The 11,635-nt window shown below is 48.6% G+C and carries 11 protein-coding genes, 1 pseudogene and 1 other annotated feature; all 12 genes and pseudogenes read right to left on the reverse strand.

The window, feature by feature from the left end; genetic code table 11:
- Positions 1-7: 7 nt before the first annotated feature.
- Positions 8-892: a 16S rRNA (cytidine(1402)-2'-O)-methyltransferase gene (gene rsmI, locus AN618_RS04325; protein WP_066352561.1), complete on the reverse strand. Its 885-nt coding sequence runs from the start codon at positions 890-892 to the stop codon at positions 8-10.
- Between the two features lie 29 nt (positions 893-921).
- Positions 922-1,287 (reverse strand): chorismate mutase, encoded by a 366-nt coding sequence (gene aroH, locus AN618_RS04330; RefSeq protein ID WP_066352502.1) that lies wholly within the window; start codon positions 1,285-1,287, stop codon positions 922-924.
- Positions 1,288-1,302: 15 nt separating this feature from the next.
- Complete coding sequence (gene aroQ / locus AN618_RS04335; RefSeq protein ID WP_066352504.1) at positions 1,303-1,746, reverse strand: type II 3-dehydroquinate dehydratase; 444 nt, start codon at positions 1,744-1,746, stop codon at positions 1,303-1,305.
- Between the two features lie 16 nt (positions 1,747-1,762).
- Positions 1,763-3,388 (reverse strand): 3-dehydroquinate synthase, encoded by a 1,626-nt coding sequence (gene aroB / locus AN618_RS04340; protein WP_066352507.1) that lies wholly within the window; start codon positions 3,386-3,388, stop codon positions 1,763-1,765.
- The gene (aroC, locus tag AN618_RS04345; protein WP_245628395.1) at positions 3,382-4,530 is read right to left on the reverse strand and encodes a chorismate synthase; all 1,149 of its coding nucleotides are present in this window, start codon (positions 4,528-4,530) and stop codon (positions 3,382-3,384) included. Before aroC ends, aroB begins: the two co-directional genes overlap by 7 nt.
- On the reverse strand, positions 4,464-5,339 hold the full coding sequence (locus AN618_RS04350; RefSeq protein ID WP_066352509.1) for a shikimate dehydrogenase: 876 nt from the start codon (positions 5,337-5,339) through the stop codon (positions 4,464-4,466). The genes aroC and AN618_RS04350 overlap by 67 nt, the downstream gene beginning before the upstream one ends.
- 14 nt (positions 5,340-5,353) lie before the next feature.
- On the reverse strand, positions 5,354-6,646 hold the full coding sequence (gene aroA, locus AN618_RS04355) for a 3-phosphoshikimate 1-carboxyvinyltransferase (protein ID WP_066352511.1): 1,293 nt from the start codon (positions 6,644-6,646) through the stop codon (positions 5,354-5,356).
- Positions 6,612-7,517, reverse strand: a complete 906-nt coding sequence (locus AN618_RS04360; RefSeq protein WP_066352512.1) for a prephenate dehydrogenase — start codon at positions 7,515-7,517, stop codon at positions 6,612-6,614. The genes aroA and AN618_RS04360 overlap by 35 nt, the downstream gene beginning before the upstream one ends.
- Positions 7,514-8,530 carry a 3-deoxy-7-phosphoheptulonate synthase gene (gene aroF / locus AN618_RS04365; RefSeq protein ID WP_066352514.1) on the reverse strand — a complete coding sequence of 339 codons (1,017 nt, stop codon included), beginning with the start codon at positions 8,528-8,530 and terminating at the stop codon, positions 7,514-7,516. Before aroF ends, AN618_RS04360 begins: the two co-directional genes overlap by 4 nt.
- 20 nt (positions 8,531-8,550) lie before the next feature.
- Positions 8,551-9,444, reverse strand: coding sequence for a prephenate dehydratase (pheA, locus tag AN618_RS04370; RefSeq protein WP_083515040.1), 894 nt, complete (start codon positions 9,442-9,444; stop codon positions 8,551-8,553).
- Between the two features lie 103 nt (positions 9,445-9,547).
- A complete protein-coding gene (locus AN618_RS04375) occupies positions 9,548-11,044 on the reverse strand; it encodes an IS200/IS605 family accessory protein TnpB-related protein (protein ID WP_066352516.1) in 1,497 nt (498 codons plus the stop codon).
- 40 nt (positions 11,045-11,084) lie between these two features.
- Positions 11,085-11,156: pseudogene (locus AN618_RS13035) on the reverse strand (IS607 family transposase); the annotation flags it as partial.
- A gap of 91 nt (positions 11,157-11,247) precedes the next feature.
- Positions 11,248-11,478: a binding site (T-box leader), on the reverse strand.
- Positions 11,479-11,635: the final 157 nt, after the last annotated feature.

Consider the following 11,635-nt stretch of genomic DNA (forward strand, 5'->3'; position numbering starts at 1 on the left):
AAATCCTCTAAGGCCTGTCGTCGCTTCCCTCTTCCAATAAAATTTTATATACCTGCCTCTTCGGTATGGAAAATTCCCTTGCCACGGCTTTCATTGCCTCTTTTTTGTCCATCCCGCTTTTCATCTTCTTTTCGACTTCCTGCAGAATTATTTTATTTATGCCTTCCCGTTCGCTTAACTCCACCTTTCTTGTTCCGCCGGTCTCGAACCCCGCCCCTTCGATTACCAGGACGATTTCTCCCTTTGGCGGGGTGCTTTCAAATTTTTCGATGGCTTCGCTCACCGTTCCCCTGAAAAATTCCTCGTGGAGCTTCGTCATCTCCCTTGCCACCGCGATTTTCCTTTCGCCCAGAATGTCCCTGATGTCCGACAGGCACTTTAAAAGCCGGTGCGGTGCTTCATAAACCACTATGGTCCGCTTTTCGTCCCGGAGTTTTTCGAGCTGCTTTCTCCTTTCTGCAGATTTTTGCGGGAGAAAGCCCTCGAACGCGAACTTCGAAGTGCTCAAGCCCGACGCCGAAACGGCACAAATCACCGCCGAAGGTCCCGGAAGCGGCACCACCGGGACTCCGGCATCTACTGCCTTTTTCACCAGGTCCTCTCCCGGGTCGGAAATTCCCGGCGTTCCCGCATCCGAAACAAGGGCTACGCTTTTCCCCTCAAGAATGTCTTCCACGATTTTTCTCCCCATCTGCTCCTTGTTGTGTTCCCGGTAGCTGACAAGCGGTGTCTTTATACCGTAATGATTAAGGAGCCTCTTCGTCACCCTAGTATCCTCCGCCGCTATATAGTCTGCTTCTTTCAATATCCTCAATGCCCTGAGCGTTATGTCCTCCAGGTTACCTATGGGCGTCGGGCAAAGATATAGGACGCCAGGTGCGCTCTTTTCCATTAGGAATTCCCTCTCTTCGCCACCCGAAGTCAACGGAAGTTTACATCCGGCCTCAATACCCTCGCTCCCCTAAGGTATATGTGCTTCATTTCCTCCTGACTTTTATCCGTGTTTACGGCCATAAGCGCGCGTATGCAGTTTTTCAAAGCTCCTTCGACCTTCATCTGGGAAAAATCCAAAAGTGGAACGTATTTCATCCCCAGCTCCCTTGCCGCCTGAGCGGGGAAGGCCGCATCGATATCTTCCGTCGCACTAAAAAGTATAAAACATATATCATCGATTGTCACTTGGTTTTTATCTATCATCTCTTTTAAAAGTTCCTTCGTCGCACTTATAACTTCTTCCTTCGTATTTGAATCGACCGTAATCGCCCCCCTGATGCCCCGCACTTTCATTTTTATCTTCCCCCCTTATCCGGCCTTTATTTTATTGAGCTCCACCAGATAGTCGATGGCGTAAAGGTAGCCGCGGTAACCCAACCCCGCTATGACACCGTCGACCACCGGGCTTATTACTGATTTGTGCCTAAATTTTTCTCTGTTGAAAGTATTTGAAATATGCACCTCTACAGTGGGCAGGGAAACGGCACAAAGGGCATCCCTTATGGCGATGCTGTAATGAGTATAGGCCCCGGCGTTTATGACTATGCCCTCAGCCCAATTTTTCGCCCGGTGTATTTCGTCTATAATTTCGCCTTCCGAAGAATGCTGGACAATTTTCACCGTTGCATTTTGCTGTGCCGCCCTCTCTACAATCAACCGGTTTATCTCATCCAGCGTCATATCGCCGTAGATATGAGTCTCCCTGCTCCCTAAAAGGTTCAAATTCGGGCCATGTATAACCAGAATTCTCATTTCGCATCACCTCCCATCATTTTATCAAACGTTCTAATTCTTCAGGCAGGCACTCTACCACCCTGACATCTCCAACACTAAAAGGCAGTGCAAACCTGAACTTCCCGAAGGCGGCTTTCTTGTCGGACCTCATATATTTTATGAGGTCGCGAGTTTCTAGATCGAATCCGATTTCCTCTAGGGACACAGGTAAGCCGAAAGACTCGAGGAGTTTTACAATCCTTTGTTTTGTCCGCGCATCCGCGTGGCCCATCCTATGCGAAAGCTCGGTCTCCAGCACCATCCCGGCGGAAACTGCCCTTCCGTGACTTATTCGGTATCCCAAGGCTGCCTCGATGGCATGGCCGAAGGTATGTCCCAGGTTGAGCAACATCCGCATCCCTTTGTCGTGCTCATCTTCTTTCACAATTCGGCTTTTCAGTTTAACGCACGAAGACACCGCAGAGAGGATGGCTTTTGGGTCTCTCTCAATTATTTTCGATGCATTTTCTTCCAAAAAATTAAACAAATCTCCTTCAATTACGGCCGATTTAACTACTTCGGCCAAGCCGCCTATATATATTTCGTCGGGAAGTACATCTAAAAATCCTACATCCGTAACTGCAAGGCTTGGCTGATGAAAGGCTCCCAACAGATTCTTACGCTGCCCGTGGTTTACCGCCACCTTGCCTCCGATGCTCGCGTCCACCTGAGCGAGCAATGTAGTCGGAACGTAAATCCACCTTATCCCCCTCATGTATATGGCGGCAGCCAAACCCGCAGTATCTCCCACAACCCCTCCGCCTACGGCTACCACTACCGACTCCCTGTCGAGACCTAAAGAAGCAAACTTATCAAGGATTTCCAGCAGAGTATCAGGGTTTTTCTTTTCCTCTTCGTCCTGAATTAAAACTGCTTCCACGTCCAAGCCTTCCTTTTTCGCCAGTTGCAAAAACCCCTCGCATGCTAATTGATTCAAGAGGGGATTTGTCACTATCACAGCTTTTGAAACGGATTGGGTTTTAAAAAACTCCATTAAAGGCCTTTCGAAGAACCTGTAGCCCATCCTCACGCAATAATTCCGGGATGGCGCCTCAACGAACATGCTTTCTTCCTTTAAGTCCGCATCCCTTTTCTTAATTCCACGCCGGTAAAGTTCCCTCAATATTTCTTCAGCTACCGCCTTGGGGGTATCATCCGCATTTACCACGAGGTCAGCAGCTTGCCGGTAAAGATCGTACCTGTCGCGGTAAAGCGATTGAAGCTTTTTTCTTTTTTCTTCCAGACTCGACGAAGCCAGCAGTGGCCGTGAAGTATCATCTGTTAGGCGGGACAAAAGCACATCGGGTGAAGCATCCAAGAAAACGATGAGACCGTTTTCTTTTAAGAAATTTACGTTCGCCTTTTTGGTCACAGCTCCTCCACCGATAGATATCACCGCGTTTTTGAGTTTAGAGACCTTCTTTATGGCGGCGGTCTCCATTTCCCTAAAACCTTCTTCACCGTAAATATCGAATATCCTTGGAATATCCATCTTTACCGAATCCTCGAGCATCCTGTCGGTATCTACGAAAAACCGCGAAAGTTCCCTTGCCAAAATCTTTCCGACGGTAGTCTTGCCGCTTCCGGAAAGGCCGCTCAACACTACATTTTTCCCTACCACCGGTCGCCACCCCTCATTTCTAAAAGCGCATCGGCCATCACCAGGGCTACCATTGACTCCGCAACCACCGCCGCAGAGCCTACAGCGCAAACATCCGAGCGCTCTACATGGGCCGAGCGCTCCTCTTTCGTCCTGACATCTACGGATTGAAGCGGCAACTGCAGCGTCGGTATCGGCTTCATGGCAGCTCTTATGAAAATAATCTCGCCGTTACTGACCCCGCCTTCGATACCTCCCGCCCTGTTCGACGGCCGTTTCGGCAATGTAACAGGGTCATGGGCTTCGCTACCCACCATTTCCGAAAGCCCGAAACCCATACCGAATTCGACTCCTTTTATACCCTGAATACTCATGACCGCCGCAGCCAGGCGGGCATCGAGTTTTCTGTCCCACTGGACGTAACTTCCAAGTCCCACCGGAACTCCAATCACCGCTACTTCAAAAATCCCTCCCAGGGTATCTCCTCTTTCTCTCGCCTCGTCGATAAGCTTTTTCATCCGCTCGGTAGCTTCCAAATCCGGACAACGAAGCTCAGAACATTCGGCCAGCTCAAAGAGCCTTTCCGAAACTTCTTTTTTGCTCATCCTTTCGTCCAAAGGCGGAAGTTCGGCTGAAATCGACCCGATCCTTACAACCCAACTCACCACTTTTATGTTTTCTTTTTCAAGAAGCTTTTTGGCAAAATATCCGCACGCTACCCTTGCAGCGGTTTCCCGAGCACTAGCCCTTTCAGCCACCGGGCGGCAGTCGTCAAACCCGTACTTTACCATGCCCGCAAAGTCCGCGTGACCGGGACGTGGAGCCAGTATCGGCACGTATTTCCCCTTCCAGTTCTCGTAGTCATTGTTAGGGATAATGACGCATATCGGCGCCCCCATAGTCTTCCCCTTAATCACTCCCGAGGCTATCAAAACTCGGTCATCTTCGATGTTCGCTCTTGCCCCCCTGCCGTACCCCTTTCTCCTCCGAAAAAGTTCAGCTGAAAGCTCCTCTTCGCTTACGTCGACGCCAGCCGGCATTCCGTCTAAGACGGCTGCAATCCCCCAGCCGTGGGACTCTCCTGCCGTTAAAAACCTCAGCACGCCAACCACCAACTTCCTATCTTTTCTACGAGCGCATTTTTCATGCTCTCCACAGGACATTCGACTCCGGTAAAAATCTCAAAGGCGTACGCACCTTGCCAAACCAATATTTCTATACCGCTAACCATCGTGTAGCCCGCTTTTTCGGCCCTTAAATAGAGCCTGCCTGGCTTTTCTCCGTAGGAGAAATCGCAGAAAATCCTGTCCTTCCCAGCTTCCACTAAGAAATCTTCCAATGAAGCTGCTCCTTCATCGGGTATGCAGTTTACCACAAGTTCTGCTTCCTTTAGCGCCTCGAGAATTTGTTCTCTTTTTAGCTCAATTGCCACTATTTCGGAGGTCTTGAATTTTCTGCGAAAACTTTCAGCAAGGTCTTCTGCTTTTTTTAGCGTCCTATTTGCTATATAAATTCGACTGGTTCCGGAAGCCAGAAGGGCCGCTATGCCTCCAGCAGCTGCCCCACCAGCACCTAAAAACAATGCCGAGCCTATGGTTTTCTTTGCCCTTTCGCGAAGGGCCCTCATCAGCCCGGGGCCGTCGGTATTGTAACCGAAAATTTTTATCTTGCCTTCTATCTGCCTGAACACCACCGTATTTACCGCACCGCATATATTTGCAAAATCGTCCTTTTTATCGCAAAGCTCGTAAGCCCTGTACTTATGGGGCATGGTGACGTTAAACCCCTTCATTGTCTTCGAAGCCTTGAAGAAGAATTTATCAACTTCATCGGGCGGTACAGGGATCGCCTCGTACCTCCACGTTATGCCCAAACTTTTCAGAGCGGCATTTTGGATGATGGGCGAAAAGGTCTTTTGAAGAGGCCAGCCTATCACCGCCAGCTCCGGCAGGACCTTTTCCATTTCCTGCATGGTAAGCCCTCCTTTTAAAAAGGTTCGCTTATTCTGTTTAGAGTCTCAAAAAAACTCGGAAAGGATATATCGACGCATTCAGCATTTTTTATTCTGGACTGTCCCGGGATCGACATGGCCGCCACTGCCATGGCCATCGCAATCCTGTGGTCGCCAAAGCTTTCCATGTCAGAGGGCCTAAGTTTCCTTCCACCCCTGATTAAAAGTCCGTCTTCAAACTCCTCTACTTCGGTCCCCAGCTTTTTCAAATTCCACACTATAGACTTTATCCTGTCGCTTTCCTTCACCCTGAGTTCCCCCGCATCTTTTATCACCGTCTCCCCCTGGGCAAAGGCCGCAGCAACGGCTATCGCCGGAATTTCGTCGATGAGCCTCGGCATGATTTTGCCGTCTATCACGACTCCGCAAAGGCCGTTTCCCCTAACCAAAACATCTCCCACTTTTTCCCCGCTTATGGTCTTCTCGTTTTGTATTTCCACGGTGCACCCCATCTCCCGCAGCACATCTATAATGCCGGTGCGGGTGGGATTGAGCCCTACATCCTTTATCAGAAGCTCTGAATTTTCGCCTATCGCCGCGGCCACCATAAAAAATGCCGCCGAAGAAATATCTCCAGGAACCACAACCTTCCGGGCAAAGAGCTTTTCAACGGGAGTAACCCGCACCAGGCCATCATTGGAGGAAATCTTGCCGCCGAACTCCTTTAGCATTATTTCAGTATGGTCGCGGGTTTTTTGCCTTTCCACAACTACCGTTTCCCCTTCGGCATAGAGTCCTGCCAGCAGCAGGGCAGACTTAACCTGGGCGCTGGCGACTGGAAGCTCGTAATGAATTCCCTTTAAGCGCCCACCCCTTATGGTGAGCGGTGCAAACCTGCCACCATCCCTGCCTTCGATGCGGGCTCCCATCAACCTGAGGGGCTCCACCACCCTCCCCATCGGCCTTTTCGAAAGCGATTCATCGCCGCTTACTACCGCTTCAAAATCCTGTCCGGCGAGGATCCCCGCAAGAAGCCTCATGGTCGTACCGGAATTGCCTGCATAAAGTTCTCCTTCCGGTTTTCTCAGTCCCCTTAGGCCCTTCCCCTTCACAGTCACGCTATCGTGACCCTTAAATTCAATTTCTATTCCCATTTTTCGAAAGCAATCAACTGTCCTCAAGCAGTCGTCAGCGAATAAAAAGCGCTCCACTTCGGTGGTGCCTTCGGCAATCGCCCCTATCATCACGCTCCTGTGGGAAATGGATTTGTCAGGAGGCGGTACAACCTCCCCCTTAATTCTCCTTTTGCCCTCTATGACCACCTCCACAATTTTCACCCCTCTCTACGCACCTTTTTGCCTCGTAGAATATCTTTTTTATGCGACCTTCGTCTTTCGATTCTATGGCCTCGGCCAGCTCCTCAAGCTTTTTCTCGTAGAGGCGGATCATTTTTATAATTTCGTCACCGTTGGTGATAAACACGTCCCTCCATATTTTAAACGACGATGCCGCTATCCTGGTGGTGTCTTTGAATCCCCTCCCGGCAAGCTTCAACCACTCTCCACCTTCATCAAGTTCTCCTATCGCCGCCGCCAGGCTTGTGGCGACCACTTGGGGCAGATGGCTGACGGCGGCTATTATCCTGTCGTGTTCTTCAGCTGCCACCACATAAGGAATAGCACCGATTTTTGAGACAACTTTTTTCAAGGTCTCAACGGATGTTTTTGTGTTTTCCGGGGTTGGTGTCAATATATACGGGGCGTTTAAAAAAAGATCTTCTCTGCTATGGTCGTACCCGCTTTTTTCAGAGCCCGCCATAGGATGACCTCCTATAAATTCGACACCTTCGGGGAGCTCAAAATTGATAGAATTTACCAGGAATCTCTTTGTGCCGCCTGTGTCCGTTACAACGGCGTCCTTTTTGAAAAAAGGCGCGAGTCTCCTCATCACAGGCACGATGTCCATGACGGGTATTGCCAAAAACACCACATCGGCTTTTTTAAGCGGCTCGAAGTATTTCTCATCACCCTCATTGATATTGAAACTGTCATGAGAAATAACACCGTCTTTTCTTGCCTTCAATAGAGTCTCGTCATCCATATCTATTCCCATAACCTCTATACCGGCCGCATTCAACGCCTTGGCCAGCGATCCCCCGATTACGCCAAGTCCCACCACCGCCGCTTTTTCTACATTCACTCAAATCTCCTCCCGACAATAGGGGCTATTTTTCTCAGGTCCTCGCACAGTTCAGCGAATTTTTCCGGCTTGAGGGACTGGGGCCCATCTGACAAGGCCTCTTCCGGATCAGGATGGACTTCTATTATCAGGCCATCGGCTCCCGCGGCCAAAGCCGCCCTGCTCATCGGCGCAACCCACCGCCAGTTTCCGGTGCTGTGGCTGGGGTCGACCAAGACGGGAAGGTGGCTCAAGTGCTTTATTACTGCTACCGCACTGAGGTCCAGAGTGTTCCTCGTTTTCTGCTCGAAAGTCCTTATTCCCCTTTCGCAAAGAATCACCTGAAAATTACCTTCATTCATGATGTACTCGGCGGCATTCAGCCATTCCTCAATGGTGGCCGCCATTCCCCTTTTTAAGAGCACCGGTTTTCCCGATTTGCCCGCTGCCTTCAGAAGCTCGAAATTCTGCATATTCCGGGCTCCTATCTGAAGTATATCGGCGTATTCGGCAACTCTTTTGACATCCTCTGGACTTACCACCTCGGTCACTACTGGGAGCCCGGTCCTCTCCCGGGCCTCGGCGAGGATTTTCAAACCCTCTTCGCCAAGCCCCTGGAAGGAATAAGGCGAGGTTCTGGGTTTAAAAGCTCCTCCCCGGAGCACCTTGGCACCGCATCTTTTCACAATTTCCGCCGTCTCAAAAAGCTGCTCTTTGCTTTCTACGGCGCAGGGTCCTGCCATGATTACGAATTCGTCCCCGCCGATTGCTACATCCCCTACTTTTACAACGGTGGGCTCCGGATGAAAGGTGCGGCTTGCAAGCTTATACGGTTCCATTATGGGCACAATTTTTTCCACGCCGTCCATGAGCTCTATAGGCTTATCGTCAAGCTTTCGGCGGTCTCCTATGACCCCCACTATGATGACATCAGAGCCCCTGGAAATGTGAACCCCAAGCCCCGCGCTTTCAACCATATTGCAGACTTTCTTTATACTTTCCTCGGTGGCATCTTTGCGCATCACTATGATCATGGAATCCCTCCGTCCTGGTTTTAATTTGATATCCTAAGCCTTTCTTTCATAGCTTTGCAGCTATCCCCCCTCAAGGGGGGATAGCCCTCCTGCCACCGGGGATACGACCCCAGGATTTTAAAATACGTCGTATTTTTTTCCACTTCCGCCAGCACCTTTTTTAGGACCTCATCCTGCCGATGTCCCTCGACCTCCAGCAAAAACACGTACTCTCCCAGTGCCTTTCGCGAAGGCCTGGATTCTATTTTCGTCAGGTTCAGGTTTTCCCGGGCAAAAAAGCCGAGGACTTTGTAAAGGCTGCCTGGTTTGTTTTCGGTCGCAAAGACCACAGAGGTTCTATCAAAACCCGTAGGGGCGCAGTCTTCCATGGATAGAATTATAAACCGCGTCACATTGTTCTTGTAATCCTGAATATTTTCAGCGATGAGTAAAAGACCGTAAAGTTCCCCAAGGCGACTATGGCCTATTGCCGCCCACGGCTTTTCGCACCCAGCAACTATTTGAGCTGCTTCGGCGGTGCTCGCTGTTTCTATCCATAATGCTTTTGGCATTCTTTCATGTAAAAACTTACGGCACTGGTAAAGGGCCTGGGGATGGGAGTAAACTACCTCGATTTCGTCGAGGGAATACAGTTTTCTTACAAACAGGTTTTGATTTACAGGAAGCACAAGCTCTCTCTTTATCATTGCCCTGGATTCGTGAATCAAAAGGTCCAACGTAACATTGACCGAACCTTCTATGGAGTTTTCAAAAGGCACAACCGCCTCGTCTATTTTCGTTCCAATAGCGTAAATCATCTCGGGAATTGAAGAAAATTCAACCTTCGTGTAAATTTCCCGTCCAGCCGTGTATACGTGCATAGCTTCTTCGGTGAATGTTCCGCCAGGCCCCAGATAACCTACCCTTACAGTCACGCTTATACCTGGTTACTCAAACTGTGCAAAATTGAACAGTTTGAGCAGCTGGGCTATTTGTAGTCCGCCCTTTCAGAGAGTGCTCATTCCCAGCAGGCGGTTTTTAAGCACTCCCATAGCCCCTGCCCCAAGAAGCAGGAACTCGCGCCCTTACGGGTCTCCCCACTTGCCCTGAATGCAATACTCCCTTCAGGACAGAGATGTCTCGCAAGACCTTCTCAGGGGAGAGTGGCGTTACCACCGCTACCTTGAGAACTCGCCAGAGATTGCAGCTTTCGCTGCAGGCACCAAGACTTGTTCCATCCAGAGGCCCTGATGCCTTCCCAGTCCCACTCTCAAGGCTTTGTATTAGCTTTATTGCTTTGTCTAATTCCTTTAGCTGCCTTTTCTTTAGTTGTTTGTTGTTAACTGTTTTTCTTACGTGCTCTTTTAGTTCCTCCAGTTCGTCAGCGTCTAATTCCTTTAGAATTGTCATATATCCTTCGGGAATTTGTTCTTTTAACCCAAGTCCTCTTCTTGCTATGACATACGCTGCTGCCACGTCCTTGCTTATCATATACTGCGGTGCATATTTTAGCATCCCTATCACTGATGTGTAGGCGGGATTGACCTCTATTACTTGTATGCCTTTTCTCTTCGATAAAACTTTGATTTTCTCTATAAGCGACCTGTAGCTGAAGCTGTGCCTTATCCTCCTCGATTTTCTCCCCGAAAAGTCCCCTCTTTTTCCTTTGTCCTTTATGTCCAATCTCTCGATTGCTATTGCTTTCTTCTTTTCTTCTGCCAGCCTTACTATCTCATGGGCATACTGCCATCTGTAATATTCCCTTTTATCTGAACTGCCGTTTACAAGTTCAGGCATCGGTATCTTGCCGTAACTTGCAAGGTTGCCGTTTTCATCGGTTTCCGACCACGCTATGTGGTCCGGATATGCGTTGATGTCTATTCCTATGATTCCATTTTCCTTTGTTATCAGAACTTCCGGGAAGTTTTCTTCAATCGTAAAGTAGGCATATATCTTGCCGTTTTTTAGTTTTAGCTCGACGGAATAGGCTTCCTGGCAGGTGCTTATTGCCTCTAGTAATTCTTCACGGCTTTTTCCTTTTTTGCATCCTGCTTGTATCCTTGCATAAACATACTTTCTTTCTCCTACGTTGATTCTGAGTACAGCACCATTTTCATCTATCTCGATTCTCGTGTTGAGATTCCCTTTCTTGCTCTTATCTCCTCTTGAGTAGAGATTGCCTTTCCTTCTTTCTTGCCATTCTTGTTGAAGCTTTTTATATTCATTCCCATTTATGTGCCGTTTCTTGAGTTTTTCAAATAAATTCCTGCCGCCGAAAATAACTTTGCCCGGATTTTCTTCTCTTTCTTTGCACGACTCAAGAACGCTTTTTGCCTTCATTATCGCATCATCTACATACCTCGAATTCAGGTTGAAAACTCCTTGAAGGTCTCTTTTTAGTTCGTTTCTGCTTTTGCCTTCTAAAAGCCTGTTGTATGCGAATCTTACGCAGGATGACCATCTCCTCATCAGATCCGCTACTGCCTGTTCATCTTCCTTGCTTTGAAAACCAAGTTTAGCCTGTATTGTTATCACGTTCTTTCCCACCTCTTTGCCCGTAAATCCTAGCTCCTTATTTTTTCCAGTTTATAAGTGTTCTTCGACTGATTGAGTATATTTCCTTTACTTTTTGCATACTTAATAACATCTATTATCACTCAATCGAAATCACATTATTTTGCACCACTATCTTCAATTGTTGCAGCCTCCCGGAAAATTATAAAAAAAAACTCGCCCCAAAAAGGGGCGAGGATTTCCCGCGGTACCACCCTAGTTGATTTACCACGGCAAGTTCCGTGATAAATCCACTCTTCTCCTTTAACGCGGAGGAGCGGCTCAGCCTACTCGGTGCATTTTCCCTTTCAGCCTGCGGCTCTGGGAATGTACTTCACCGCAGCCCCAGCCGGTTCGCACCACCCACCGGCTCTCTTAATGGCAGATGCGGCTACTCTTTCCCTCATCGCCTTTAGCTTTATTATTTTGAAATTATAATATCAATTTTCGGGATTGTCAATACCTTAAGTTTTTTCGGCAGTGTAAAATTTAAGTAGGTAGGAAAAGAAGGGAAAAGGCATAGAAACGTAGAAAAAAAGACCTCGCCACCCCAAACAACACCAAATCATAAAA

The sequence above is a fragment of the Fervidicola ferrireducens genome, assembly GCF_001562425.1.
Classification (GTDB): Bacteria; Bacillota; Thermosediminibacteria; order Thermosediminibacterales; family Thermosediminibacteraceae; genus Fervidicola; species Fervidicola ferrireducens.

What these genes read in the sequence shown, in the direction of transcription:
- rsmI (WP_066352561.1), bottom strand. Translation starts at nt 892, where the DNA reads ATGGAAAAGAGCGCACCTGGCGTCCTATATCTTTGCCCGACGCCCATA.
- aroH (WP_066352502.1), bottom strand. Translation starts at nt 1,287, where the DNA reads ATGAAAGTGCGGGGCATCAGGGGGGCGATTACGGTCGATTCAAATACG.
- aroQ (WP_066352504.1), bottom strand. Translation starts at nt 1,746, where the DNA reads ATGAGAATTCTGGTTATACATGGCCCGAATTTGAACCTTTTAGGGAGC.
- aroC (WP_245628395.1), bottom strand. Translation starts at nt 4,530, where the DNA reads ATGTCCTGTGGAGAGCATGAAAAATGCGCTCGTAGAAAAGATAGGAAG.
- AN618_RS04350 (WP_066352509.1), bottom strand. Translation starts at nt 5,339, where the DNA reads ATGCAGGAAATGGAAAAGGTCCTGCCGGAGCTGGCGGTGATAGGCTGG.
- aroF (WP_066352514.1), bottom strand. Translation starts at nt 8,530, where the DNA reads ATGATCATAGTGATGCGCAAAGATGCCACCGAGGAAAGTATAAAGAAA.